The organism is Streptomyces sp. P9-A2 (genome assembly GCF_036634175.1).
Classification (GTDB): Bacteria; Actinomycetota; Actinomycetes; order Streptomycetales; family Streptomycetaceae; genus Streptomyces; species Streptomyces pratens.
Genome location: NZ_JAZIFX010000001.1, coordinates 6442233 through 6467667, shown reverse-complemented (window position 1 = coordinate 6467667; position 25435 = coordinate 6442233). Strand labels below are relative to the sequence as shown.

The following is a 25435-nucleotide window of genomic DNA, read 5'->3' as shown; positions in this document are numbered from 1 at the left end:
GACCTAGTCGGCATCGATTCATAAGCAGGACTTATAAAATGGGGTCCATGGAACTCCGTCAGCTCCGGTACTTCCTCGCCCTGGCCGAGGAGTGCCACTTCGGGCGCGCGGCCGCCCGCCTGCACGTGGCGCAGCCGGCTCTCTCCCAGCAGATCAAGCAGCTGGAGCGGGAGCTGGGTGTCTCTCTGTTCAACCGGTCCACCCGGCGCGTCGAGCCGACCGAGGCCGGCCGTCACCTCACCGACTACGCGCGCGCCCTCGTCACGGAGGAGGAACGCGCGCGGACCCACATGCGGGAGCTGGCCACCGGTCACGCGGGCCGGGTCTCCGTCGGCTTCATCGGCACGGCCACCTACGACGTCCTGCCACGGATCGCCCGCACCGTACGCGCGAAGCTGCCCAAGGTCACCCTGGACCTGCGGGGTGAGATCCTCACCCCCCGGCTCGTCGAGGGCCTGCTCGCGGGTGTGTTCGACCTCGCCGTCCTGCGGGGCGCGGCACCGGAGGAGAGCGTGCGCGTCACGCCGTTGCGGTCCGAGCCGCTGGTGGCCGTACTGCCGTCCCACCACCGGCTGGCGGGCCTCCCGAGCGTCCCACTGGAGGCCCTGGCCGACGAGCCGTTCGTCATCCATCCCTCGCAGTCCCGGTCCTCGATGCACGACCGCGTCCTCTCCGCCTGCCGGCGGGCCGGTTTCCGGCCCGACCCGCTCCTCGAGGTCGGCGAGACGGCCACTCTGGTCGTCCTCGTCGCGGCGGGACACGGCGTGGCCCTCGTACCGCAGTCGGTGCAGAGCCTGAGCCTCGAGGGCGTGACCTACGTCCCGCTCACCGCCCCCGAGTCGGTCGAGCTGCTACTGGCCCGGCGCACGCACCGCGTCTCGGCCGCGGTCGAGCAGGTCGCCTCGGTGATCGAGGACTGCGTCCGCGGCTGAGACTGCGGCTGAGACTGCGGCTGCGGCTGCGGCTGCGGCTGCGGCTGCGGCTGCGGCTCACGGTCGGCAGGAGCCGGCCCCCTCCCCCGGAAGCGCTGCCCGGGAGGGTCACGCGGGGCGCCTCGCATCACGGCGCGCGCCGCCCCGAACGGCCCGGCCGGTCCGCGTCACCCGACGCCCTGCACGCGGCCGCCCAGAACACCTCGTACAGCCGCCCGACGTCCTACGCGCAGCCACCGGACGCCCTGCGCGACACGAGCCCGCTCCCGTCCCGTTGCCCTCGGCGGCCACCGCACCGACCGCGGCCGCACTGTCCATGCTCGGCGGGCACCGGACGCCGCACCCGACCGGACCGAAGCGGCCCCGAGCGAGTACCGTTGACCCGTTCGTAAGGAATGCGCAGAATGTACAGGTTGAAGATTGCTTGATCCTGATATCCCGAATACCCCGTCTCCCGCGGAGCGGGTTCGACGGGCGGACGACCCGATGGACAGGAAGCGCACCGGGACGGCCTGGACATCGCCGCGGAGGAGGCGAACGAAGCAGTGACCTCAGATTCCCGTCGCCCTCCCGGCACCTCGTCCCGCGGCTTCAGGGGCCTCACCGCGCGCAGGGGAGCCGCCCGGCAGCGGGACCGGCCGGAGGAGCAGTCGGAGGAGCAGCGGAACCGGCCGGAGGACCGGCCGCGAAACCGGCGTGGCCGCGGTTCCCGGCCGGCGCGGCCCCCGGGGCGGCTGCGGTCCCTGCTCCGGGTGCGGAGCGTGGCCGGCCAGGTGTTCGTGCTGCAGCTCCTGATCGTGGCCCTGATCATCACCGCCGCACTGGTCACTCTCGTACTCCAGGCCCGGAGCAACAGCACCCATGAGGCCGAGGCCCGGTCCCGGGCCGTCGCCACGACGTTCGCGTACTCCCCGCAGACCCTGACGGCGATGACCGGGCCCAACCCGTCCAAGGTGCTGCAGCCGATCACCGAGCGGATCGTGCGGGCGACCGACGTGGATCTCATCGTCGCGTACTCGCCGAACGGGGTCCGCTACACGCACCCCGACCCCTCCCAGATCGGGAAGGCCGTCATCAGCCCGCTCAGGCCGCCGACCTCCCCCCGGACACAGCAGATCGACACCTCCAAGGGCCGTGCGGTGGTCTCGTACGTCCCCGTCACCGAGCCCGACGGGACGATCGTCGGCTCGGTGGGAGTCGGGATCACGGTCCACAAGGTGGCCGGCATGGCGGCCGACCAGCTGCCGGTGCTCCTGGCGACCACGGGCGGGGCGCTGGCCGTGTGCGCGGGCGGCACCGCCCTGGTGAGCCGGCGGCTGCTGCGCCAGACCCACGGTCTCGGCCCGGTGGAGATGACACGGATGTACGACCACCACGACGCGGTGCTGCACGCGGTGCGGGAGGGGGTGCTGATCGTGGGGGACGACGGGCAGTTGGTGCTGGCCAACGACGAGGCGCGGCGACTGCTGGACCTGCCGCCGGACGCGGAGCGGCAGCAGGTCACCGCCCTGGGTCTGAGCCCGGACATCGTCGAACTGATGACCTCGGAGCGGACGGCCACCGACGAGGTGCTCCTCTCGGCAGACCGGTTGCTGGCGGTCAACAAGCGACGCACAGCTCCCGACGACGGGGCCACCGGGAGCGTGGTGACGCTCAGGGACACCACGGAGCTGCGGGCTCTGTCCGGGCGCGCCGAAGCCTCACGGGAGCGCCTGAGCCTTCTCTACGACGCAGGGGCACGGATCGGCTCCTCCCTGGACGTGGAGCGCACCGCACACGAACTGGCCGAAGTGGCGGTTCCGCGCTTCGCCGACCTGGTCACCGTCGACCTGGCCGAGGAGGTGCTGCGCGGCGAGGAGCCGACCGGGCGGAGCACCGTCATGCGGCGGGCCGGCGTGAGCGCCGTCCACACCGGCCTGCCGCTGATGGCGGTGGGCGAAACCGTTCGCTTCCCCGACGCCACGCCACAGGCACGGTGCGTGAAGAGCGGCCGCGCGGTGCTGGAGGCGGATCTGAGCACCACCGAGGGATGGCGGACCCTGGCCCCCGACCGCGCGGAGGAGCTCCTGGGCCAGGGTTTCCATTCCCTGATCGCGGTACCGCTGCGGGCTCGCGGCACGGTGCTGGGCTCGGTGGACTTCTGGCGCTCGGAGCGAGCGGAACCGTACGACGAGAGCGATGTGCTGTTCGCGGAGGAGCTGTCCGCCTGGGCCGCCGTGGCACTGGACAACGCCCGCCGCTACACCCGCGAGCACGCGTTGGCGGTCACCCTGCAACGCAGTCTGCTGCCCCGCGACCTGCCGGACCTGAGCGCGCTGGAGGCGGCCCACCGCTATCTGCCGGCTCAGGCCGGGGTGGGCGGGGACTGGTTCGACGTCATCGAGCTGTCCGGCGCCCGGGTGGCACTGGTGGTCGGGGACGTGGTGGGGCACGGTCTGCACGCGGCGGCCACCATGGGGCGGCTGCGTACCGCGGTGCACAACTTCGCCACCCTCGACCTCCCGCCGGACGAGCTGCTGGCCCGGGTGGACGACCTGGTGGCCCGGCTCGACCGGGAACGGGCCGACCAGGGAGACGACGAGGGGCTCATCGGAGCCACCTGCCTGTACGTCGTCTACGATCCGGCCGTCGGCAGGTGCAGCGTGGCCCGGGCCGGCCACCCGCCGCCCGCGCTCGTCCGTCCGGACGGCACCGTGTCCTTCCCCGACCTGCCCGCCGGTCCGCTGCTGGGCCTGGGCAGCCTGCCCTTCGAGACCACGGAATTCGAGGTGCCCGAGGGAAGCCAGCTGGTCCTCTACACCGACGGGCTCATCGAGACCCGCGACCGGGACATCGACGTCGGTCTGGAGATCCTGCGTGGCGCGCTGTCCCACCCCGGCCGGACTCCCGAGCAGACCTGCGACGCGGTGCTCGACGCCCTCCTGCCGAACGGCGGGAACGACGACATCGCCCTGTTGGTCGCTCGCACCCGGGTGCTCGACCCCGAGCAGGTCGCCGGCTGGGACGTGCCCCCCGAAGCCGCCGCCGTGTCCGGCGTCCGCGCCGACGTCACCCGCCAGCTGGCGGCATGGGACCTGACGGACGCGGGCTTCACGACCGAGCTCATCCTCAGTGAACTGGTCACCAACGCCATCCGGCACGGCACCGTCCCCATCCACGTCCGTCTGCTGCGGGACCGCCGCCTGATCTGCGAGGTCTCCGACGGCAGCAGCACCTCACCCCATCTGCGCCAGGCGGCGGACACGGACGAAGGCGGCCGCGGCCTGTTCCTCGTCGCCCGCTACGCCGAACGCTGGGGCACCCGGTACACGCCCACCGGAAAGGTCATCTGGACCGAGCAGCTGCTGGACGGAGCACAGAGCGAACCCGACGGCGCCATGAGCGGCGACGACATCCTCGACCTGTGGTCCGACGCGACCCTCTGACCTCTGCACGGCCTGTTCACCGCCGGTTCCGTGCTCGCTGCGTCGCGCCACCGCGCCCCGCGCCCCGCGGTCGCAACCTTTCCAGGACGGGCGGTGGTCTTACCGGGCGTCGCGTGCGGAGGCCGGTAAGACCACCGCCCGGACGACGCGAACCGGTGACGACGACGGGAAGGGCACAGCCCATGGAACTCGACCCCGACCTCTGCCTGGATGTCCCCCGAGGGCTTCGACGACTCGGATGCCGAGACCCAGGTCCACCCGATGGCGCGCAAACTGTTCCCCGCCACGACCGCCGCAGGGGCGTTCGGCAAGGCCCAGGAATGGGTGCGGGAGCACAACGTGCGCCTGGTGGACGTCTCCTGGGACTACTTCCACGGCGAGGACGAGCCCCACACCCTGGGCGTCTACTTCACGTTCGAGCTCGACCCCGAGGACGACTGACGACGGCAGTGCCGGCCGGAGTGACCACCGCGGCATCGTCAACGCTTCGGGCATCAGCGTCCTCACCGGCCCTGCGAGGGACCGAGTGGTACACCGGCACCGCAGTCCCGCGCAGCGGCAGGGCAGGTCATCCAGCGTCCTGGAGGTTCGTGATGAACCGCCCTCGGCTCGCCCCTGAGTGGACCGGCTTCCGGCCGCTCACAGCCCAGGCCCGGGCGGTCAGCGCAATGGAACCGTCCGGCCTCCTGGGGACGGCGGCACCGGCATGACCGCGGCCCGCAACTCCGCGATCACCTCGACGTCCGCTGCCACCACAGAACGCAGCAGCCGGCCCGCGGCGTGCGCCGACCTGCTCCCTGCAGGCACCACCACGTCCGATCGCGTCCCACTCCCCATCACCCCATCACCCCGGCATCCACGGCATCCACGGCATCCACGGCCGGAGTATCTCGGTTCGTCTGCTCTGAACAGCCGGACAAGCAGCTCAACCCGACCCGTCCCATCCCGCCGCGACCTCGATCGCGCACCATCTCGTAAGGGCGTGCAGAGAAACAACTTGTGGGTTTCTGGACTTGATGTCGCAGGTCAGCGCGCCGCCCACCCGCATGTTGTTCTCCGGCAGACCCTAAGGGATCTGAAGGCGGCGTCGCGGGACGGGGCCGGTCGTGCTGCCCGGCGGGCATGAGATCGAGTGACGGTGCATCGGGCCTTGCAGGGGGCGGTCTGCTGCTCGTGCGGGCGGTTTTCCGTGACCGCCCGGTGGGACGGCGGCCTCGACGCGTGCGATGCCGGGACACGCGTCCATGCCCGGGAGGACACACCGCCCCGAAGCCGTGAGCACTTTGGCCACCACTGTCCCGATGCCGCTCGTTTGAGCGCTCACGTGACACATGCCCGCCGACTGCTCACGCTTTTCCGCAAGGCCTCCGTCTCCGGCCCCGCAGCGCAGGTATCGCGGAGATCCCCACACCACCCGGCGAGGCACCATCCTCAATCCGGTACAGCTGCTCCCCGCACCCGTGGGGATGGTTCCGGTTCCGACGGCCGCTGTGGGCACACCTGCCACTACCGGACACGGCCACCGAAGCCGGCGGCCCCGGAGTCGACCACGTGCGTCGCGGCTGGAGCGTGTGTTCATCGGTCCCGCGTTTCGTCAGCGCGGCCCTCGGATGCCGTCGATGATGCGGGTCCAGTTGTCGCCGCCGTGTCCGTCCTCGATCGCGCGCCGATAGTGGGCCTGCACGGCCAGCGGGAGCGCGAGGTCGAGACCGAGTGACGTGCTGGTCTCGACGATGTGGTCGGACGTCGCACCCATCATGATGACCGTGCTGAGGTCGCCGGGATACTCTCCGGCATCGAGCGCGGCGCCGGGGTTCTCTTCCCCGGCCCTCAGGATGCCGCCGATCGAGTCCGCGAAGGAGAGCAACTCCGGCAGCGCTTCCTGGGCCTTGACTCCTGCGGTGCCCAGCATCGCGGTGGCGTGCATCAGTCCGGACAGGGTGGTCAGAAACAGCGCGAGCTGGGCTTGGTACATCATCTGGGCGAGACCCGGGTCCCCGCCCAGGTGCTTTGGTGTCCCGAGCAGTGTCAACGTCGGCAAGTGGCTCTGCATCGCCTCGTCGGGGCCGCTGTAGTAGACATGGGCGGCCTCCGTGCCGACCATCGGCGCGGGGACCATGACACCTCCGGTGAGGAAGGTGGCGCCGTGGCCCGCTGCCCAGGTCGCTGCCTCGCGTGAGCGGTCGGGAGTGTCAGAGCTCAGGTTGACCAGCGTCCGGCCGCCGAGCGATGCGGTGGCACTGTCGAGGATGTCGTACATCGCCTGGTAGTCGGTGAGGCTGAGGATCACGAGGTCACTCGCTTCGACCGCCTCGCCGGGTGTCGCCGCGAGCGTCGCTCCGTCGGTGACGACGCCGTCGGCCCGACCGGCGGTGCGGTTCCACACGGTGACCGGGTGGCCGGCGGTGAGAAGGGCGCGGGTCATCGCCTGGCCCATCGGGCCAAGCCCGATCACGGTGACAGCGCTGTTTCGCCTGATTCGGTTCTGTTGTTCGTTCACCCCTCCATCCTCGGAGGGTGCCACTACGCTCGGAAGTACCCACTATTTTCTGCGGTACTTACCTTTTAGTAAGGGGATCAGTGATGGCCAAGGCGCCGAGACGCGGGCCTTACATCTGCGGCATCGACGCTGCGCTCGACGTGGTGAGCGGCAAGTGGAAGGGACTGATCCTCTGGGAACTTGACGCCCGTCGCGTACGCCGCTTCGCCGAGCTCCATCGCGGTCTGCCGGGAGTGAGCGAGAAGATGCTGACGCAGCACCTGCGCGAGATGGAGACGGACGGCCTCGTGCACCGGGAGGTCTATGCCGAGGTGCCGCCGCGGGTGGAGTACTCACTGACCGAGCACGGACGCACGCTCAATCAAGCGCTCGGGCCGCTCGGCGCCTGGGGCGCCGAGCGGGTGCGCCGCGAAGGCTCCGAAACAGTCGACGTAGCCGGGACCTCACACGGCTAGCATCCCGGCCACCGATCCGTGCGTGCGCGCCCCCTGAGGGCTCAACGCTCGGGGCACCGCGAGATCGATGACAGTGCCTGTGCGGGCGATGCCGACAGGACCGAGGTAGTTGCAGCGCACGTGGATGCGAAGGCCCGTCCCGCAACCCGGTGAACCTTCCGGCTGCCGGACGGTCCCGTGCTCAACGTTCGGTGTGCACAGGGCCGTTATCGACCTCCGCCGGGTAGGTCAGGCGCCCGGCTCGCCGGTCCTCACGGCAGTGACGAAGGAGGTCCAGCCCTCCGCCGCAAAGATAAGTACCGGACCTTTCAACATCTTACTGTCGCGCACGGGAACGACGGGAAGCACGTCGTCGGAAACCTCAAGGCAGGCGCCGCCCTATGGATTGCCGTGGCCGACCGGTCACGGCGTATCAGCCGTCGTCTCTCCTCCGCCTCAGCCGCGGCTGTCAGAGGGGCGCAGTACGGTCCTGCCATGGCAGCCAGAATCGATCTGACCCTTGATTGCGCAGACGCGAAGCTCCTTGCCGAGTTCTGGAAGACGGCCCTGGGATATGCGGACGAGCCGCCGCCCGCTCCCTTCAGAACCCGCGAGGAGTGGCTCGCGCAGTTCGACCTTCCGGAAGACGAATCCGCGGACGACGGCGCGTGGCTCTGCGATCCTGACGGCGTCGGGCCCCGGCTCTGCATCCTCAAGGTCCCTGAGCCGAAAGCCGCGAAGAACCGACTCCATATCGACGTCCGGGTGCCGGGACACGGCAGTCACGATGAGCGGTGGGCGAGGATCAGGGCGGAGTCCGAGCGGCTGGTGAAGGCGGGCGGGAACGTCCTGGAGGAATGTGCCGAGCACCATGTCGTGATGGCCGACCCGGAGGGCAATGAGTTCTGCATTGCCACGGCCTCGGCTTGAGGTTGACCGGCGCAGGATCCCCGCCCCATGACCGACACCACCGCCCGCGTCCGCGAACTCCACCTCTGACGCCAGCACTTCGGCCTCGTCACAGCAGGTGATAAGACCATTGAGGTGCGGGGGTCGGGGTCCTGCTCGACGGCTGGTGGCGGGGTGGCGTGCCGGCTTGGACCAGGGATCGTGCCAGGTCGGTGCTGTGCGGAAGGGTGTCGAGCGAGAGCGGCTGCGTGGCGACGGCGCCCTCGTGCAGCACGAGGAGCCGGGTGGCGAGGGTGGCCGGGCCCGAGCAGCCCGCCGCGGTGGCGAGTTCCTCGAACAGGTTCAGCAGCCAGAGCTTCTGAGCCGCGGCGATGCGGTGCGCGGGATGCGAGGGGTCGGGAAGTTCGGCCAGTGCGTTGATGAACGCACATCCACGGGCGTTGGTCTCGCTCCAGGTCCGCAGTGCGTCGAAGGGCGCGGTGACGGCCTCGACGGGGTCGTCGCAGGCGTCGACGGCGGCGCGGACCAGTGACCGCCAGCGCTGGTCACGTTCCGCGAGGTAGGTCGCCACGAGGCGGTCCTTCGACCCGAACTGGTTGTACAGAGTCCGCTTGGTGACGCCTGAGTGCTCAGCGATCAGGTCCACGCCGACCGCTGTGATTCCGCGGTGGTAGAACAGCTCCTCGGCGGCCGCCACGATGCGGCGTCCGGCCGGCGTCATGGGCCGTGTTTGCTCCACAAGGCACCCTTCCGCTGAGCGGTGTACGGTGATTGATGTTCACAGATCAGTATACCCGCGAGGAGGTCCTGGCGATGGGCGTGCCCGAGTCCATGCGCGCGGTGCGCATCACGGGACACGGAGGGCCGGAGGTTCTTGAGCTGACGGAAGTGGCCGTGCCTGCCCCTCAGGCGGGAGAGGTGCTGGTCCGGGTCGGCGCGGTGGCGCTGAACAACACCGACCTGTGGACCCGGGAGGGCGCCTACGGCCGCCCGGGAGACCCGAAGGCGCTGTCGGGCTGGCGTGGCCCGATCGACTTCCCGCGCATTCAGGGCGCCGACGTGGCCGGCCGGGTCGTGGCGGTCGGTGCCGACGTGGACGGGAGCCTCGTCGGGCGCCGAGTGGTCGTCGACCCGGCGATCTACGACACCGAAGGGCCGGATGCGAACCCGGTGGGCCTGATGGGGAGCGAGCGCGACGGTGGTTACGCCGAGTACGTGACCGCGTCGGCGGAGCGTGTACACGACGTGACGGAATCCCCGCTCACGGACGATCAGCTCGCGACACTGCCGACTGCCTACGGCACGGCACTGGGCATGATCGAGCGGGGTCGGCTGCGGGAGGGGGAGACCGTCCTGGTCTCGGGGGCGTCCGGCGGCGTCGGCCTCGCGCTGGTGCAGATCGCCCGTGCACGCGGCGCAAGGGTGCTCGCCGTCAGCAGCGGATCCAAGACCGATGCGGTGCGCGAGGCAGGCGCGCACGAAGTCGTCGACCGCGCAGGAAACGTCGCGGAGCAGATCCGCGTTGCCGCCCCGGAGGGCATCGACGTCGCACTCGACGTCGTGGCCGGCGAACTGGTGGGTGAAGGGCTGCCGCTGCTGCGCGAAGGAGGCCGGTGGGTCATCGCCGGCGCACTCGGCGGGTACGACGTGACCTTTGACGTGCGCCGTCTCTACCTGCACAACGCGCAGGTCATCGGCTCCTCGATGCACACGCCCACGCACTTCGGTCTCCTTGTGGACCTGGCTCGCCAGGCCGAGGTCCAGCCCGTTGTCGCCGCGACCTTCCCACTGGACCAGGCCGCTCAGGCGCAGGAGGAACTCGCCCGCAGGAGGCACGTGGGAAAGATCGTCATGCACCCCTGAGTTCCATCCGACGGATCACGGTCGGAGGCGTCGGCGTACTCGCTCATGTGCAGAGCAAGCAGCCGCTTGACGGGCACGCGCCGCTACTCCGCCGTGACCGGCCGGGGCACCACCGTGTCCCAGTGGACCGTGCGGTCGCACCAGCGGTCGAGGAGGGTGCGGTCGTGGCCCACGGCGAGGAGGCTGGCGCCGGTTTCGGTGCGGTAGGCCTCGACCACCGCCACCAGCGCGGCCGTGGTCGACGCGTCGAGCATGGCGGTCATCTCGTCGCAGATCAGCCAGCGGGGGCGGAGCACCAACGCGCGGGCAAGGCAGGCGCGTTGGAGCTGGCCGTCGCTGACCTCGTGGGGGCGGCGGGTGAGGAGGTCGGGGGTGAGACCGACGGTGGAGGCCAGTTCGGGGACACGGTCGGGAACGGTGTCGCGGCGGCCGGTGGCGCGCAGGGGTTCGGCGATCAGGTCGGCGAGGGACAGCCGGGGGTCCGCGGAGAGGCGGGGCTGCTGGAAGACGACGCCGAAGGCGGTGCGCAGCGGGCGCGGGGCGCGGTGGCGCCAGTGGCGTACGAGGGTGCCGTCGACGGTGACGGTGCCGGCGTCGGGGCGGTGCAGGAGGGCGGCGACCCTGGCGAGGGTGGATTTGCCGCAGCCGCTGGGGCCGAGCAGGCCGACGGCCTCGCCGGGGGCGACGGTGAGGGTGGCGTCCAGGACGACGGGGGCCGACCGGCGGTCGTAGCCGGCGGTGATGGCGCGCAGCTCAAGCACGGACGTCCTCCAGGGTCTCGACCGGGAGCGGGTGGTGGCAGGCGACCGTCTCCGTCAGGGGTGGGAGGGTCGTGCAGAGAGCGGTGGCGTGGTCGCAGCGGGCGGCGAAGGCGCAGCCTTCGGGGAGTGCGCCCAGTTCGGGGGGCATGCCGGGGATCGGGGTGAAGTCCCGGTCGGGGAGGGCGTTCAGAAGGCCGCGGCTGTAGGGGTGTCGGGGGCCGGGGGTGCCGAAGAAGGTTTTCGCGTCGGCAAGTTCGACGATGCGGCCCGCGTACATGACGGCGACGCGGTCGGCGATGCGTTCGGCTGCCTCCAGGTCGTGGGTGATCATCAGCAAAGCCCGGTCGTCGGCGGTGTCGACGTGGCGTCGCAGTTCGTCGACCGTGTGGTCGACCAGATCGCGGTCGAGGCCGGTGGTGGGTTCGTCGGCGAGGAGGAGGGGTGCGTCGCCGATCAGGGCGAGGGCGGTGGCGGCGCGCTGGGCGAGGCCGCCGGAGAGTTCGTGCGGGTGGCGGTCGAGGTGGTCCGCGGGGAAGGCGGCGCGTGCGGCGGCCTTTTCGGCGGCGGCACGCAGGGCCGCGCGGCCGCGGACGCCGGTGAGGGCGGCGACCGTCTCCTCGGTCTGCGCGCGGATGGTGCGGACGGGGGTGAGGTGGGCGGCCGGGCTCTGCGGGATGAGGCCGATGCGGCGGCCGCGCACGGTGCGGGCGAGGGTGCGTTCGTCGGCGGCGAGCAGGTCGAGGTCGTCGAGCAGGGCGCGGCCGGCGGTCTGCGCGTTGGCGGGGAGCAGGCCGAGGAGGGCGGAGGCGAGGACGGACTTGCCGCAGCCGCTCTCGCCGATCAGGGCGAGGCATTCGCCGGGTACGACGTCGAAGTACGCGTCGGTGACGGCGGCGACGGGGCCCGAGCCGGGCACCAGGAAGCGCACCGACAGTCCGCGGACCGACAGAACGGGAGGTCGCTCGGTCACAGCATCAGCTCCGATCGGCGGCGGGGGTTGATCCGCTCCCGCCAGACTCCGGCGAGTCCGGCGATGGCGAGGGTGGGGATGATCAGGAACAGGCCGGGGAAGAGGGTGGGCCACCACTGCCCGGCGAGCAGTGTGCCGCGGGCGTCCTGGATGAGGGTGCCGAGGCTGGCGGTGTGGGTGGGCAGGCCGAGGCCGAGGAAGGACAGCGCCGATTCGTGCCACATGGCGTGCGGGATCATCAGGACGGCGGCGAGTCCCGCCTGCGGCAGTACGCCGGGCAGCAGGTGCCGTAGCACCACCCGGCGGCGGGAGGCGCCGCCGGAGACGGCCGCGTCGATGTAGGGGCGGGAGCGCAGCGAGAGGATCTCGGCGCGGACGATGCGGGCGGTGGACAGCCAGTGGGTGGCGGCGACCGAGACCACCACGGGCCAGACGCCCGGTCGGAACATGGCGACGATGAAGATGCCGAGCAGCAGGTGCGGGACGGAGGAGATGGTGTCGACCAGACGCATGACGAGGCGGTCGACCCAGCCGCCGAGGGCCCCGGCGGCGGCTCCGACGGCGGTGCCGATCACGGTGGCGGTGAGCGCCGCCACGACGCCGACGAGCAGGGAGACGCGCAGGCCGTAGACGCAGCGCAGCAGCAGGTCGCGGCCGACGTCGTCGGTGCCGAAGGGGTGGGCCCAGCTGGGTGGGAGGAGTTTCGAGGCGAGGTCGACGGCCTGCTGGTCGAGCTGGACCAGCGGGGGGACGAGCAGGACCGCGAGGGCGGTGACGGCGACCAGGGCGGCGGAGACGCGCAGCCGCAGGGTGTGGGTGGAACGGCGGGCGGTGCCGCGCGAGCGCCACTCGGTCCCCGTCGTGGGCACGTTCGCGTCGGCCCTCTCAACGATGGTGTCAGCCATGGGAATCACATCTCACTGAGCTTCACCCTCGGGTCGGTCAGTCCGTACAGGAGGTCCGCGAGGAGGTTTCCGGCGAGGACGGCGGCGGTGGCGAGGGTCGTCAGGGCGGCCAGGAGCGGGAAGTCGACGGCGGTGGCCGCCTCGACGGTGGCGGCCGCGATACCGGGCCAGCTGAAGACGGTCTCCACCAGCAGGGCACCGGTGATGAGCTCGGGCACGCGGGAGCCGATCAGGGTGAGGACGGGCAGGAGTCCGGAGCGCAGGGCGTGCCCGAGGAGCACGGTGCGTTCGCCGAGGCCTCGGGCGCGGGCGCCGCGTACCGGGTCCTCGGCGAGGGCGTCGCCGACGCCCTGGCGGACGTAGAGCGTGAACCAGGGCAGCTGGGAGACGGCGAGGACGCCGGCGGGCAGGATCAGGTGGCCGGTGACCTGTCCGGCGGTGACGTGTTCGCTGCCGGTGTCGGTGAGGCCGCCGGCCGGGAGGACGTCGAGTTGGAGGGCGAAGAGCCAGACGGCGAGCAGGGCGAGCCAGAAGACGGGCGCGGCTTCCAGGGAGTACGAGAGGGAGGTGACCGTGCGGTCGAGGAGGGAGCCGGGGCGGCGGGCGGCGAGCACGCCGAGCAGCGTGCCGAGCAGGACCGCGACGGCGAAGGCGACGGCGCACAGCAGCGTGGACCACATGATCCGCTCACCGATCGCGTCGGCGACCGGTTGGCGCAGCACGCTGGACTGGCCGAGGTCGCCGGTGACGGCGGAGGTCAGCCACTCCCACCACTGGACGGCGAAGGGGCGGTCCACGCCGAGGTTGTCCCGGAGCCGGTCCAGGGTCTCCTGGTCGGCGCCGAGCGCGGCGGTGCCGGCGTACGCCTTGACGGGGTCGAAGGGGGAGGCGGCGGCGATGGCGAACACGCCGAAGGTGACGACGAGCAGGACGGGCACGGCGAGCAGGGCCCGCCGTGCCACGAGGCGGGCCATCGCCGCCCAGGGCAGGGGGGTCACTTCTTGGGCTGCCAGTCCTCGGCGTTCCACCAGGGGCCGCTGGCGAAGCCGTGCTCGTGCGGTTCGACCTGGGTGGTGAGGCCCTCCCAGCGGTCGGCGAGGACGTAGAGGTGATCGATGTGGGTGAGGAAGGTGTAGCCGGGGTTCTTGACGAGCTCGCGCTGGAGGTCGTCGTAGGCGGCCTTGCGGTCCTCGGGGTCCTGGCTGCGGCGGCCGGTGTCGAGGGCCTTGTCGACGGCGGGGTTGTCGTAGCGGGCCATGTTGTTGAAGCCGTCGCCGGCGAGGGAGGAGTGCAGCAGGGTGTAGAGGCCGAAGTCGGGGTCGCCGGTGCTGCCGAAGCCGGCGAGGACGGCGTCCTCGCCCATCCGGGGTTCGATGACCTCCCAGGTGGCGCCCTCGACCTTGACGTCGATGCCGGCCTTCTTGGCGTCGGAGGCGTAGGCGAGGGCGTGGTCCTGGCGGACCTTGTCGCCGGAGGGGTAGTAGAGGGTGAAGGCGGCCCGGACACCGTCCTTGGCGCGGACGCCGTCCTTGCCGGCCTTCCAGCCGTCGCGGTCGAGGATCTTCTGGGCCTCGGCGAGGTTCTGGGGCCGTTCGACGTCCTTGGTGTACCAGGGGTCGTCCAGGGGCAGCGGGCCGTAGGCGGGGCGGCCGGCTCCGTCGAGGATCTTGTCGACCATGGCCCGGCGGTCCACGGCGAGGTCGAGGGCGCGGCGGACGGCGGTGTCGCCGGTGACCTTGTTCGCGGTGGGGAGGGTGACGGCGCGGAAGTCGTAGGTGGTGGCCTGGTACGTGGTGCGGCCGTCGTCGTTCTTGAAGGTGGCGGCGAGGTTGGGCGGGAGGGTCGCGCCGTCGAGGTCGCCGGAGCGCAGCCGGGTGGCTCGGACGTCGTCGTCGGCGATGACCGCCATGGTGAGCTTCTTCACCTTCGGGGCGCCGTCCCAGTAGTCCGGGTTCGCCTTGAAGGTCAGCTTCTCGCCCTTGCTCCAGCCGGTGAGGACGTACGGTCCGGTGCCGACCGGCTCGGTGTTGAAGGAGCCGGTGTTGGGGTCCTGCCCGGCGGTGAGGTGCTCGGGGACGATGGGCAGGACGGTGCGGGCGGCGAAGGCCGCGTACGGGTACTTGAGGGTGAAGACGACCTTGTCGTCGCCGTCCGCGCGGACCTTTTCGACGGCGTCCAGTTCGCTCTTGGCGGTGTTGTTGGTCTTGTCGTCGAGCACCGTCTCGTACGTGTGGACCACGTCCTCGGCGGTGAGGGGTTCGCCGTCGCTGAACGTCACGCCGGAACGCAGGGTGTAGGTGTAGGTGCGGCCGTCGTCGCCGATCTCGGGCAGGGCCTTCGCCAGCGCGGGCTTCAGCCTCAGGTCGGCGTCGCGGGCGAGCAGCCCGTCGAAGATCTTGGAGTTGCCGTCCTTGCCGTAGCCGAGCAGAGGGCTCAGGGTGTCGGGTTCGGAGGGGACCCCGATCACCACGGACTCGGCGGACCCGCCACCGCCCGCACCGGCGTCCGTGCCGCCTGTAGGCGCCGAGCAGGCGGCGACCACCGCGATCGCGACGGCCGTGGTGGCCGCGCCGGTGGTGCGCCGTATTCGTCGGGTCGTCATCGATCCTCACACCTCTACTGACCAGAATTCGTTGTTGCATACTAATTGCAGCAAGGTTCTGCCCAGGGACCCGGCCCCTCATGCCGGCGTCTCGGCGACAGTGGCCGTCCGGCGGGCCGCGAGGGGGCGGCCGCCGCACCACCTGCGTACATCCGCGCGCACCTGCTGTCAGGACCGCAGGTGCGCGCCGGGACACGAGCTGCGGAACGCCGTCCGCGCGCCCCCGGCACCCGCTTGTCACCAGGACGGATCCGGGTCTACTGTCGCCACGCCTTGGTGAACGGGAAATCCGGTGCGATACCGGTGCGGCCCTCGCCACTGTGATCGGGAAGTCCGGCTCCGGCCCCTGGTCCTGTCCCTCGACAGGACCGACGGGCAGCCACTGGGTCCACTTGGGGCCTGTCGTCACATTCCTGTCGTCCGCCCGGAGGGCGGGCCGGGCGGCGTCAGGTGCGTGCTCTCGGTGTGCCGGGTGCACGCCCACGTACTGGTTGTACGTGGGCGTGCACCCGGTGCGGCGAGAGTGCGTGCATGGCGTCGCCCGGCAGGCAGGAATGTGACGACAGGCCCCAGGACCCGGGAAGGCGGAGCACGGGCGGTGGTACCCGTCAGCCAGGAGACCGGCCAAGGCGCGTCAACCATCCACGAGGTGCTGGAGAGGGTCTGCTGAACCATGCACATTGCCGAAGGTTTTCTGCCACCGGTGCACGCGGTCGCCTGGGGCGCCGCGGCGGCGCCGTTCGTCGTCCACGGTGCCCGGTCACTCGTCCGTGAAGTCAGGGAACATCCCGAGAGCACGCTGCTGCTCGGCGCCTCGGGAGCGTTCACCTTCGTTCTGTCCGCGCTGAAACTGCCGTCGGTGACCGGGAGTTGCTCCCATCCCACCGGCACCGGGCTGGGCGCCATCCTGTTCCGGCCGCCGATCATGGCGGTGCTGGGCACCATCACCCTGCTGTTCCAGGCCCTGTTGCTGGCCCACGGCGGGCTGACCACGCTGGGCGCCAACGTCTTCTCGATGGCGATCGTCGGGCCATGGGCGGGGTACGGCGTGTACCGGCTGGCGCGGCGGTCCGGAGTGCCGCTGATGGCGGCGGTGTTCTGCGGCGCGTTCGTCGCCGACCTGTCCACGTACTGCGTCACCAGCGTGCAGCTGGCGCTCGCCTTCCCCGACCCGGGGAGCGGGTTCCCGGGCGCACTCGGGAAGTTCGGCTCCATCTTCGCCCTCACCCAGATCCCGCTGGCGGTGAGCGAGGGACTGCTGACCGTACTGGTGATGCGCCTGCTGGTGCAGTCCAGCAGGGGCGAACTGACACGTCTCGGCGTGCTGTTGACCGGTAAGCGGGCCGCTTCGGCGACGGCGGGGACGGAAACGCCGGAAACGGGAACGGAGCCGGAGACGAAGCCGGAGACGAAGCCGGAGACAGAGACGAAGCAGACGGCGGGTACGACGGGGACGACCGGTACCGGGACGGTGGCTCGATGACCAGGAACGCGAAGATCAACGCCCTGCTGCTGCTCGCCGTGGCCGCGCTCGCGGTGCTGCCGCTGGCGCTCGGGCTCGGCGACCACAAGGAGGAGCCGTTCGCCGGTGCTGACGGCGAGGCGGAGACCGCCATCACCGAGCTCGAACCGGACTACGAGCCGTGGTTCTCGCCGCTGTACGAACCTCCGTCCGGTGAGATCGAGTCGGGGCTCTTCGCCCTCCAGGCCGCCGTCGGCGCGGGTGTCCTGGCGTACTACTTCGGGGTGCGGCGCGGGCGCCGGCAGGGTGCGGAACAAGCGCGGCGGCAGCAGCCGGTGCCCGGCACCGGACCGGACACCGGACCGGACACCGAATCGGACGCCGACTCCGACGCCGCCTCGGGCCGCCCCGGCGAGGCGGTCTCCCCCGGTCCCCGGTCCTGATCCCGCGTGCTGCCGATCGACGCGGCGGCGCACAGCAGTCGCTGGCGCCGCCGTCATCCCGTGGACAAGGCCGTGCTCGGGCTGGGGCTCACCGTGCTCGCGGTCTCCCTGCCCCCGTGGCCGGGCGCGGCCCTGGTGCTGGTGACCGCGCTCGTGGTGCTGCTGGGCCCGGCGGGGGTGCCGGGCCGGCGGCTGTGGCGTGCCTACCGGGTGCCGCTGGGCTTCTGCGTCACCGGGGCGCTCACGCTGCTGGTGCAGGTGGGCGGGCCGGCCGGGTTCGTGTCCCCGGCCCCCGAAGGGCCGCTGCGCGCGGGCGAGTTGCTGCTGCGCACCTCGGCGGCGTCCCTCGGGGTGCTGCTGTTCGCCTTCACCACGCCGATGTCCGACCTGCTGCCGCGTCTGGTGCGGGCCGGGGTGCCGGCACCGCTGGTGGACGTGGCCCTGGTGATGTACCGCATGAGTTTTCTGCTGCTCGACTCGGTGCGCCGGATCGGTCAGGCGCAGGCGGCCCGGCTCGGGCACACCACCCGGGCGGCGTCCTGGCGTTCACTGGGCGGTCTCGGCGCGACGGCGTTCGTCCGGTCCTTCGACCGGGCGGCGCGGCTGCAGGCGGGACTCGCCGGGCGCGGCTACGACGGCACGCTGCGCGTCCTGGTGCCCGAGGCACGTGTCTCCGTACGGTTCACCGCCCTGAGCCTGTTGCTTCTCGCGGCGCTGGCCGTCGTCGCCCTCGTCCTGGAAAGGCCCCTGTCGTGAACGGGTCCGCGCCGAACGAACCCGCCCTGGTCGCCCTGCGGGACGCGTCCTTCGCCTACGAGGACGGCCCGGCCGTGCTCGCCGGCCTCGACTTCGAGGTGCGGGAGGGTCGCGCGCTCGCGCTGCTGGGCCGCAACGGCAGTGGCAAGACCACGCTGATGCGGCTGCTGAGCGGTGGACTGCGGCCGAGCGGGGGCGAGTTGACCTTGTCGGGCCGCCCGGTCCGGTACGACCGCAAGGGGCTGACCCGGCTGCGGACGACGGTGCAGCTGGTGGTGCAGGACCCCGACGACCAGTTGTTCGCGGCCTCGGTGGGCCAGGACGTGTCGTTCGGGCCGCTGAACCTCGGGCTGTCCGACACGGAGGTACGGGCGCGGGTCGCGGAGGCGCTGGCCGCGCTCGACATCACCTCGCTCGCCGAACGGCCCACGCATCTGCTGTCCTACGGGCAGCGCAAGCGGACCGCGATCGCGGGGGCGGTGGCGATGCGGCCGCGCGTCCTGATCCTGGACGAGCCGACCGCGGGCCTCGACCCGGACGGTCAGGAACGGCTGCTCGCGACGCTCGCCGGGTTGCGCGAGCGGGGCACCACGGTGGTCATGGCGACCCATGACGTGGATCTCGCCCTGCGCTGGGCCGACGACGCCGCGCTGCTCACGCCCTCCGGGGTGCGTACCGGGCCGGTCGCCGAGATGCTGGCCCGTACGGACCTCCTCGCGGCGGCGGGACTGCGGCTTCCGTGGGGCATCGCGGCGGCTCGACTGCTGCGCGCCCAGGGTCTGCTGACAGCCCCGGCCACCGGGCCCCGGACCCCGGAGGAACTGGCCGCGCTGATCGCGGTGTCCCCGGAGCCCGCGGAGCACACCGACGGTGGATGACCTCCGGCTCAGGCAGCCCCGCGCGGAAAGCCGGTTCACGAGCCCACGTCGACCGGCCCCACCTCGCCGGGTACGGCCACCACGGTGTGGCGGAAGGTGACTGGCTCAAGGAAAGGGCCTCGGAATCCCCCGGCGCTGCAGTTCCCGGAAGTTCCCGGATGTGTTCGGCGGTCTTCTGCGGAGTGACACCGCCGGTGATGAGCACGCCGGCTTCCAGGTTTCTGCGTACTCCGGATTCGGTGAGTTCACAACAGCTCTCAAGGTCGGCCGACAGGACGGGCCACACCCTCGCCACACCGCGTATCCCATCGGAATCCGTACTAGAATCTGTACAGAACCAAGCCTCTATATGGGTACGGTGACAGCATGGAGATCCCCGAGGTCGTGACCGTCAGCGACGCGCGCGCGAGACTGTCGCGGATCCTGACCGACCTGTCCGAGTCCGGCGCGGATGCCAACCCGGTTCTGATCGGCGCCCACCGCAAGCCCCAGGGCGTCCTTCTGTCCGTCGAGGCCTTCGAGGCGCTGAGCGGCCGAGCGACACGACGTGCGGCCGTCGCCTCGGCCACCGGCTCCATCGAGGCCGAAGGGCTCCACGCCTCCGAGGCCTCCGACCGCGACACCGAGGAGTACGTAAAGGGCGACCTCGACGCGGACACCCTTGTCGCCCGTGCGATCGCCCGCCACCGACCGACTTCACAGCGGCAGGCAGGGTGAACGATCCGTACGCCCTGCCCAACGGCGTGCTGCGCAACAAGCTCGACATCACCGACCCTCGGCTGCTCGCGGCAGCGGAGGCGGACATCACCCGGGCGCGCCTCGTCATGCTCGCTGAACGCCCCCTGCCCGGCGCATACGACCTCGGCCATCTCCAGACGTTCCATGCTGCGCTCTTCGGCGACATCTGTCCGTGGGCAGGCGAGTTACGTACCGTGAACATTGCCAAGCGCACGCCGTTCTGTCCGGCGAGGAATCTCGTGCCCTACGCCGGAGAGGTCTTCGGCCGTCTCGCCTCCTCCGGCTGTCTGCGAGATCTCCCCCGGCCGGAATTCGTCATCCGACTGGCCGAACTGTACGGCGACCTGAACGTCCTCCACCCGTTCCGCGAGGGCAACGGCCGTGCCCAGCGAGCATTCCTGGCCCAGCTCAGCGCCGACGCGGGATACGACCTGAACTGGTCGGGCATGGACCCTCAGCGCAACGAGGACGCCTCGGTGAAGGGCTTCCTCGGCGACAACTACCTGGTGGAGCGGCTGCTCGACGAGCTCGTCACCACGAGCTGAGGCCCTTGCACAGCAGCTCCAGCCTTCGCACGACGGCAACGCACGGCATCGGGCAATCCGGGCCCGGCGCCGTGTGCATCACGTCTCCCCTCGCTCCCCCTCCGAGTGCCCGCTCCCTTCCAGACCCTCCTCCGGCTTCGGGCCCCCGTCTCCCACCGGCCGGGCCCTCTCCGGCCGCCCTTCCGGCCGGGGCGTGTGGCGTTCCGCCGGGCGGGCCATGAGCCGGCGGGGGTCGGCGGCGCGGGTGATGGCGGACTCGACGGCGGCGATGCGGTCGCCGAGGAGGGCGAGGGCGGCGACCGCGCGGGTGAGGGCGTCGTCGTCGGGGCCGCCGAGGGCGTGGGTGCGCACGTGGGCGGCCTTGATCCCGGCCCAGCGGTCGGCCTGTTCGGCGGTGAGCGTGCCGCGCAGCTCGGCGAGTTTGAGCAGGTTCGCCTCGGCGCCGGTGGTGAGGGTCTGCGCCTCGGCCGCGTAGTGGTCGTCGATGACGGCGGAGAGCTCGGCGTCGTTCATGACCGGCTGGATCCGCTGGACGATCTTGTTCATGTTGCGGTAGGAGCCCTGGAGGCGGAACGGCGGCTCGGTGCGGGCGTCGTCGGACTGGGCGGCGGAGGCGATGTAGGCCTCGTTGACCGCGAGGACGGTGCGGCGGGCGGTGAGCAGATGGCGCAGCACGGTGAGGACGCGGTCCAGTTCGGTGGGCGCGTACGGGTGGGTGAGCCGGTCGGCGTGGACGGTCGGATCGCCCTCGGCGAGGCGGATCAGCAGGTCGAGGTCGCCGCGGTCGCGGGCGGCGAGCGGGGCGAGCACCGTGTTGGCGGTGAGCGCGTTCTCCACGAAGCTGGCCGCGAAGGCGTCGTCCTTGCCGGTGAGGACGTCGCCGAGGTTCCACACGTCGGCGCGGTTGGCCAGCATGTCGGGCACCTGGAAGAGGTCGCCGGACTCGGTGTAGGGGTTGCCGGCCATGCAGACGGCGAAGCGCTTGCCCCGCAGGTCGTAGGTGCGCGGTTCGCCCTCCCACACGCCCTCCACGCGGCGGGTGGCGTCGCAGAGCGGGATGAACTTCTGGAGGAGTTCGGGCGAGGTGTGCTGGATGTCGTCGAGGTACAGGAGGGTGTTGTTGCCCGCGGCCAGCGCGAAGTTGACCTTCTCGATCTCCTGGCGTGCGGTGGCGTTCGGCGCCTCGGCCGGGTCGAGGGAGGTCACCGAGTGGCCGAGCGCCGGGCCGCTGATCTTCACCAGGACGAGGCCCAGCCGGTCGGCGACGTATTCCATGAGGGTGGTCTTGCCGTAGCCGGGCGGGGAGACGAGGAGCAGCAGACCGCCGGTGCCGGTGCTCCCCGACTCGCCGGTGGTGCCGAGCTGTTTGGCGAGGCTGTCCCCGATGAGCGGGAGGTAGACCTCGTCGACGAGGCGGTTGCGGACGAACGACGACATCACGCGCGGGCGGTGGTCGTCCAGGCGCAGCCGGGTGCGTTCGGCGGTGACCAGGGCGGTGCGGCGGCGCTGGAAGGCACGGAAGGCGGGGGTGTCGCGGTCCCTGAACTCCTCGGTGCGGGCGAGGAATTCGTCCAGGCGGAGGGTGAGGCGCCGGTCGGCGATGCGGGGGTGGGTGCCGAGCAGGCCCTCCACGGTGACGGTGAGGGGCGCGTCGGACTCGTGGCGGGGCGCCTGTGGGCAGAGTTCGGCGGCGACGGCCTCGGCGAGGTCGCCGGGGGTGAGCCGGCTGCCGGTGGCGGCGGTGTACGCGGTCAGCCAGGCCTCGACGAGCTGGCGGCGGTCGGCGAGGGTGTCGAGGGCGGGCAGGTCCTCGTCGTAGGCCTCGGTGGCGACCGTGCGGCGGAACTTGTCGAGCAGGGTGCGGGTCTGCGCGCTGATGACGAACCCGTCGGGGCCGGTGGTGAGTTCGTCGAAGAGGTAGGCGGCGGCTGCCTCCGGGCGGGCCGGTACGCCACCCGCACCGGCGCCGGCGCCGCCGACCCGGCCACCGCTCAGGTCGCTGTCCCGACCACCGCTCAGGTCGCTGTCCCGGTCGCTGTCCCAGGCACCGATCCTGCGGGCGAGTTCGGCGCACAGGTCGGCGAGGGCCGGTGGCGGGCCGAAGGCGTCGCGGACGCGGGCGAGGGAGCGGGCCCGGCGGGTGAGGTCGGCGCGTTCCTCGGCGGTGGTGCCGTGGGTCCAGTGGAGCAGGGCGAGGGCGCGGGCCGCGGGCTCGTGGCGCAGGAGTCCGGCTCCCTCGTGCAGGGGCAGGACGGCGTCGAGGAGGGCGGTGGCGTCGTGGTCGTGGACGCCTCGCTCGTACCCCTCGTCGTAGGTCTCCTCGGCGGCCCGGCGTACGAGGGCGGCGAGGTCGTCGGCGCCGTGCAGGGTGTCGGGGCCGTGCTCGTGCAGCAGGCGGGCGGCGAGGTGTTCGGCGCGGTAGACCTCGGGCGACTCGGACGGCAGGTGCCGGTTCCAGTAACGGCGGCCCTCGGCGAGGGCCGGGTCGGTGACGGGGGCTCGGTAGTCGGTGCCGGTGAGGGCGAAGGCGAGGCCGTCGCCGTGCGGGACGAGGGTGAGGTCGAGGGGCTGGGTGGTGACGGCGAAGCGGTGGCTGCCCAGGCGGATGGCGCGGCCGCCGTCGGCGTAGAGGTCGGTGCGGTCGCGCAGGGCGCGGGCGGCTTCCTGCCGGGCGGAGCGCAGGCGGCCGTCGAGTTCCTCGGCCCGGACCCGGTCGCCGAGGTCGCGCAGCTCGCCGGCGGTGCGGCGGACCTTGGCGACCAGGGGGTCGGAGGCGAAGTAGGTGCTGACCTCGTCGGTGTCGGCGAGGGCCGCGGAGCGGCGGGCGATGGTCTCCAGGACGCGTTCGGCGGCGGAGGCGAGCTGTTCGGCGCGGCGGGCGCGGGCGTCGGTGAGGCTCTGTTTGCGGGCGGCGAACGCCTCGTAGATCTCGGTGCGTTGGCCGGCGAGTTCGCCGAGCACATCGTCGAACTCCGCGAAGCGGGACTCCAGGGTTTCCAGCTGGGCCAGTACGCGGGTCAGTTGTTCGTCGCAGGACTCGGGGTCGGCGGCGGCCGCGAGGGAGCCGGTCACGGTCTGGCCGAGCAGGGCGAGTTCGGCGGCGAATCCGGCGCGGGCCTCCCGGTCGCGCAGTCCGCGGCGGCGGGCGTCGAGGGTGGCGCGGGCGCGGTTGACGCCGCCGAGGGCTTCGGCGACGCGTTCCAGTACGGCGGTGCGGACGGTCGCGTCGCCGATGTCGAGTCCGGCGACGACCTCGGTCACCGTCCGCAGGCTTTCGGCGAGTTCGTCCAGGCGGGCGGCGACGGGGACGGCCTCGGCGGCGGTGTCGATCTGCTCGGCGTCGGCGACGAGGCGTTCGACGTCGGCGTGGTGGGCGGCGAAGGCGTCCTCGTGGGCGAGGTGGGTGACCGCGCGCTGTCCGAAGGAGGAGAGGTCGGCTCCGGCCTCGTCGGCGAGTTCGTCGATGCGGGCGTGGTCGGCGTACCGCAGCTCCTTGAGGGTCAGCAGATGGCCCTGGGCGTGGCGGAGTTCGGTGAGGCCCTCGACCCAGGCGGCGGCCTCGCGGGGCTGCTCGCCGCGCAGCCGGCGCACCACGGAGCCGATGCGGGCGGCCGCCTCGTCGAGCGCCGCGGCGGCGCGGCGTCCGAGGTCGCGTACGGTCTCGAACTCGCCCAGGACCTGTTCGGCGGTGGTGCGCACCTCTTCCAACGGACTGCGCAGGTCGCCCAGTTCGGGTTCGTCGAGCCAGTGGTGGGCGTCGGCCGTGCGGACGCAGGCGGCGGCCAGCGCCTCGTACACCTCGGTCGTCGGGGTGGTCTCGGTGACCGAGCGGACCAGGGAGAGGCAGTCGGAGATGCCGCGGACGAGGTCGGCGTTGCCGACCCGGTCGAGGGGGCCGTCGCCGACGGGCCGGCCCGCGGCGTGGGTGTCGGAGACGTAGGGCGAGTGCCACAGCTGGAGCGGGTGGACGCGGGCGGGGTCGTCGCCGTCGGGCCGCAGCAGGGTCAGCGCGCCGTCGTCGAAGAGCGCCCAGCCGTGGCAGCTCAGCGGTGCGGCGACCTCCTTGCGGATCACGTTGTACGACAGGAGCAGGGCGCGGCCCCGGCCGGGCGCGTGGAAGGCGTACAGCACGTCCTCGCCGTTGGGCGAGCGCACCTCGCGTTCGAACTCCATGCCGTCCGTGTCGAGCCCGTACGTCTTGTGGGTGCCGGCGGCCAGGCAGTAGCCGCCGGGGAAGACGATGCCCTGGTCCCCGGGCAGGCGCCGGCAGTCCTGTCCGATGCCGTCGAGGCGGACCACGGTGCGGGTGAGGGTGTCGAAGACGAGGTGGCGGTGCGCGGTCTCCTTGTAGGGCAGGACGCGCAGCAGGATCAGCGCGCCGACGCGGGCGTACGCGATCTCGGCGTCGGCGAGGGACTGGAGCGGCTCGTCGACCGGTTCGGTGTGGATGCCGTCGGGGGTTTCGGTGTCGCTGTCCGTCCTGACGGTGAGGGTGCCGCCGAGCGTGTCGACGAAGACCTCTCCCTGGACGGAGACGTGCGGGTGCCGGCCGAGGACGTGGTCCTCGCGGGTGGTGCGGACCCATTCGATGTCCGGGGCGGGGGTGCGCGCGTGGTCGCGGTCGCCGCGCGCGTCGAGGAAGACCGCCCGGCCGTCCTCGGACACCGACCAGCGCAGGACGCGGATGTCGCCGGCCTTCTCGCCGGTCTGGAACACGGCGAGGAGCCTGCCGTCGACGCGGCGCAGCCGCAACAGGCGGGCCTGGCGGTAGTAACGGTGCAGGGCGGCGAACTCCCGCACGAAGACGGGGTCGTCGAGGAGGCCGGGCACGGCGTCGTCGGGCAGCCGGTTCAGGTCGCGGTCGTGGGCGGCGAGGACGTCGCCCACGGCGGTGTCCGTCTCCGGGCGGGGCTGGGCCCCGTAGCCGAAGAGGAGCACGTCACCCACGGCGACGATGTCGCGGGGCACTCCGGCACGGTCGGTGCGCAGCCGTTCGGTGCCGGTCAGGCGCAGTTCGGCGGAGCCGAAGGTGTCGATCCGGAGCCGGTTCAACTCCTCGGTACGCCGTGCGAGTTCGGCGGCCTGCCCGGTCAGGCGGTCGCGCAGCACCTGGTAGGTGCCGCCGTCGACCGTCTCCTGGACGCCGGTGCCCGCCGTGGCGCTTGTGGTGATGCCCGCGCCCGCCGGGCCGTGCGCGCCCGCGGCGGACCGGTCACGGGTGCCCGTGCCGGACTGCCGGTGTGCGCCCGTTCCGGACTGCCGGTGTGTGCCCGTGCCGGGCGTCTCCTGGGTGCCGATGGTCATGGCTGCCT

Annotated in this window: 20 protein-coding genes, 1 pseudogene and 1 riboswitch; of the genes and pseudogenes, 12 read left to right on the top strand and 9 right to left on the bottom strand. The window is 71.9% G+C overall.

From position 1 onward, the window contains the following. The first annotated feature begins 47 nt into the window (after positions 1-47). The 3 genes from V4Y04_RS29350 to V4Y04_RS29340 all read left to right on the top strand — a co-directional run bounded on the left by V4Y04_RS29350 (position 48) and on the right by V4Y04_RS29340 (position 4798). Positions 48-932: a LysR substrate-binding domain-containing protein gene (locus V4Y04_RS29350; RefSeq protein WP_332431383.1), complete on the top strand. Its 885-nt coding sequence runs from the start codon at positions 48-50 to the stop codon at positions 930-932. Between the two features lie 752 nt (positions 933-1684). Next, positions 1685-4357 carry a SpoIIE family protein phosphatase gene (locus tag V4Y04_RS29345; protein ID WP_443080210.1) on the top strand — a complete coding sequence of 891 codons (2673 nt, stop codon included), beginning with the start codon at positions 1685-1687 and terminating at the stop codon, positions 4355-4357. A 210-nt stretch (positions 4358-4567) separates the two neighbouring features. Next, the gene (locus tag V4Y04_RS29340; protein WP_332431381.1) at positions 4568-4798 is read left to right on the top strand and encodes a hypothetical protein; all 231 of its coding nucleotides are present in this window, start codon (positions 4568-4570) and stop codon (positions 4796-4798) included. Positions 4799-5951: 1153 nt separating this feature from the next. On the opposite strand, the gene V4Y04_RS29335 is transcribed toward V4Y04_RS29340, so the two are convergent. Beyond that, positions 5952-6857 (bottom strand): NAD(P)-dependent oxidoreductase, encoded by a 906-nt coding sequence (locus V4Y04_RS29335; RefSeq protein WP_332431380.1) that lies wholly within the window; start codon positions 6855-6857, stop codon positions 5952-5954. 83 nt (positions 6858-6940) lie between these two features. Between V4Y04_RS29335 and V4Y04_RS29330 the strand changes: the two genes are divergently transcribed. Next, complete coding sequence (locus V4Y04_RS29330) at positions 6941-7312, top strand: winged helix-turn-helix transcriptional regulator (protein WP_332431379.1); 372 nt, start codon at positions 6941-6943, stop codon at positions 7310-7312. Positions 7313-7540: 228 nt separating this feature from the next. Here the strand turns inward: V4Y04_RS29330 and V4Y04_RS29325 are convergent. Beyond that, positions 7541-7690 (bottom strand): annotated as a pseudogene (locus tag V4Y04_RS29325) (DUF397 domain-containing protein); the annotation flags it as partial. A 96-nt stretch (positions 7691-7786) separates the two neighbouring features. Here V4Y04_RS29325 and V4Y04_RS29320 point away from each other — a divergent pair. Then, a complete protein-coding gene (locus V4Y04_RS29320; protein ID WP_332431378.1) occupies positions 7787-8221 on the top strand; it encodes a VOC family protein in 435 nt (144 codons plus the stop codon). A gap of 88 nt (positions 8222-8309) precedes the next feature. Here V4Y04_RS29320 and V4Y04_RS29315 read toward each other — a convergent pair whose 3' ends face one another. Then, positions 8310-8921, bottom strand: a complete 612-nt coding sequence (locus V4Y04_RS29315) for a TetR/AcrR family transcriptional regulator (protein WP_332431377.1) — start codon at positions 8919-8921, stop codon at positions 8310-8312. A gap of 92 nt (positions 8922-9013) precedes the next feature. Between V4Y04_RS29315 and V4Y04_RS29310 the strand changes: the two genes are divergently transcribed. Further along, the gene (locus tag V4Y04_RS29310; protein WP_332433035.1) at positions 9014-10063 is read left to right on the top strand and encodes a zinc-binding dehydrogenase; all 1050 of its coding nucleotides are present in this window, start codon (positions 9014-9016) and stop codon (positions 10061-10063) included. Between the two features lie 83 nt (positions 10064-10146). On the opposite strand, the gene V4Y04_RS29305 is transcribed toward V4Y04_RS29310, so the two are convergent. Genes V4Y04_RS29305 through V4Y04_RS29285 form a run of 5 tightly spaced genes read right to left on the bottom strand, consistent with a single transcriptional unit; the run spans position 10147 to position 15301 of the window. Further along, a complete protein-coding gene (locus V4Y04_RS29305) occupies positions 10147-10824 on the bottom strand; it encodes an ABC transporter ATP-binding protein (protein ID WP_332431376.1) in 678 nt (225 codons plus the stop codon). Beyond that, complete coding sequence (locus V4Y04_RS29300) at positions 10817-11794, bottom strand: ABC transporter ATP-binding protein (RefSeq protein WP_332431374.1); 978 nt, start codon at positions 11792-11794, stop codon at positions 10817-10819. The genes V4Y04_RS29305 and V4Y04_RS29300 overlap by 8 nt, the downstream gene beginning before the upstream one ends. Next, entirely contained in the window at positions 11791-12699 is a 909-nt protein-coding gene (locus tag V4Y04_RS29295; RefSeq protein ID WP_332431373.1) for an ABC transporter permease, read from the bottom strand. Before V4Y04_RS29295 ends, V4Y04_RS29300 begins: the two co-directional genes overlap by 4 nt. Positions 12700-12704: 5 nt before the next feature. Then, on the bottom strand, positions 12705-13673 hold the full coding sequence (locus V4Y04_RS29290) for an ABC transporter permease (RefSeq protein WP_332433034.1): 969 nt from the start codon (positions 13671-13673) through the stop codon (positions 12705-12707). 20 nt (positions 13674-13693) lie between these two features. Continuing rightward, positions 13694-15301, bottom strand: coding sequence for an ABC transporter substrate-binding protein (locus V4Y04_RS29285; protein WP_332431372.1), 1608 nt, complete (start codon positions 15299-15301; stop codon positions 13694-13696). A gap of 243 nt (positions 15302-15544) precedes the next feature. Further along, positions 15545-15693, top strand: a riboswitch (cobalamin riboswitch). A 281-nt stretch (positions 15694-15974) separates the two neighbouring features. Here V4Y04_RS29285 and V4Y04_RS29280 point away from each other — a divergent pair. The 6 genes from V4Y04_RS29280 (at position 15975) to V4Y04_RS29255 (ending at position 20123) form a co-directional block, all read left to right on the top strand. Continuing rightward, positions 15975-16784, top strand: a complete 810-nt coding sequence (locus V4Y04_RS29280; RefSeq protein ID WP_332431371.1) for an energy-coupling factor ABC transporter permease — start codon at positions 15975-15977, stop codon at positions 16782-16784. After that, a complete protein-coding gene (locus V4Y04_RS29275; protein ID WP_332431370.1) occupies positions 16781-17206 on the top strand; it encodes an energy-coupling factor ABC transporter substrate-binding protein in 426 nt (141 codons plus the stop codon). Before V4Y04_RS29280 ends, V4Y04_RS29275 begins: the two co-directional genes overlap by 4 nt. A 6-nt stretch (positions 17207-17212) precedes the next feature. Further along, entirely contained in the window at positions 17213-17962 is a 750-nt protein-coding gene (gene cbiQ, locus V4Y04_RS29270) for a cobalt ECF transporter T component CbiQ (protein ID WP_332431369.1), read from the top strand. Continuing rightward, a complete protein-coding gene (locus tag V4Y04_RS29265) occupies positions 17959-18840 on the top strand; it encodes an energy-coupling factor ABC transporter ATP-binding protein (RefSeq protein WP_332431368.1) in 882 nt (293 codons plus the stop codon). The genes cbiQ and V4Y04_RS29265 overlap by 4 nt, the downstream gene beginning before the upstream one ends. A gap of 366 nt (positions 18841-19206) precedes the next feature. Continuing rightward, entirely contained in the window at positions 19207-19557 is a 351-nt protein-coding gene (locus tag V4Y04_RS29260) for a type II toxin-antitoxin system Phd/YefM family antitoxin (protein ID WP_332431367.1), read from the top strand. Continuing rightward, positions 19554-20123, top strand: a complete 570-nt coding sequence (locus V4Y04_RS29255; protein WP_332431366.1) for a Fic/DOC family protein — start codon at positions 19554-19556, stop codon at positions 20121-20123. The genes V4Y04_RS29260 and V4Y04_RS29255 overlap by 4 nt, the downstream gene beginning before the upstream one ends. Before the next feature lie 78 nt (positions 20124-20201). On the opposite strand, the gene V4Y04_RS29250 is transcribed toward V4Y04_RS29255, so the two are convergent. Next, positions 20202-25427, bottom strand: a complete 5226-nt coding sequence (locus V4Y04_RS29250; protein ID WP_332431365.1) for a DNA repair ATPase — start codon at positions 25425-25427, stop codon at positions 20202-20204. Between the last annotated feature and the right edge of the window lie 8 nt (positions 25428-25435).

Coding starts and splice junctions, on each gene's coding strand:
- V4Y04_RS29340 (WP_332431381.1), top strand. CDS start 4,568: ATGTCCCCCGAGGGCTTCGACGACTCGGATGCCGAGACCCAGGTCCAC.
- V4Y04_RS29310 (WP_332433035.1), top strand. CDS start 9,014: ATGGGCGTGCCCGAGTCCATGCGCGCGGTGCGCATCACGGGACACGGA.
- V4Y04_RS29275 (WP_332431370.1), top strand. CDS start 16,781: ATGACCAGGAACGCGAAGATCAACGCCCTGCTGCTGCTCGCCGTGGCC.
- V4Y04_RS29290 (WP_332433034.1), bottom strand. CDS start 13,673: ATGGCCCGCCTCGTGGCACGGCGGGCCCTGCTCGCCGTGCCCGTCCTG.
- V4Y04_RS29315 (WP_332431377.1), bottom strand. CDS start 8,921: ATGACGCCGGCCGGACGCCGCATCGTGGCGGCCGCCGAGGAGCTGTTC.
- V4Y04_RS29285 (WP_332431372.1), bottom strand. CDS start 15,301: ATGACGACCCGACGAATACGGCGCACCACCGGCGCGGCCACCACGGCC.
- V4Y04_RS29280 (WP_332431371.1), top strand. CDS start 15,975: ATGCACATTGCCGAAGGTTTTCTGCCACCGGTGCACGCGGTCGCCTGG.
- V4Y04_RS29330 (WP_332431379.1), top strand. CDS start 6,941: ATGGCCAAGGCGCCGAGACGCGGGCCTTACATCTGCGGCATCGACGCT.
- V4Y04_RS29295 (WP_332431373.1), bottom strand. CDS start 12,699: ATGGCTGACACCATCGTTGAGAGGGCCGACGCGAACGTGCCCACGACG.
- V4Y04_RS29350 (WP_332431383.1), top strand. CDS start 48: ATGGAACTCCGTCAGCTCCGGTACTTCCTCGCCCTGGCCGAGGAGTGC.
- V4Y04_RS29260 (WP_332431367.1), top strand. CDS start 19,207: ATGGAGATCCCCGAGGTCGTGACCGTCAGCGACGCGCGCGCGAGACTG.
- V4Y04_RS29320 (WP_332431378.1), top strand. CDS start 7,787: ATGGCAGCCAGAATCGATCTGACCCTTGATTGCGCAGACGCGAAGCTC.
- V4Y04_RS29250 (WP_332431365.1), bottom strand. CDS start 25,427: ATGACCATCGGCACCCAGGAGACGCCCGGCACGGGCACACACCGGCAG.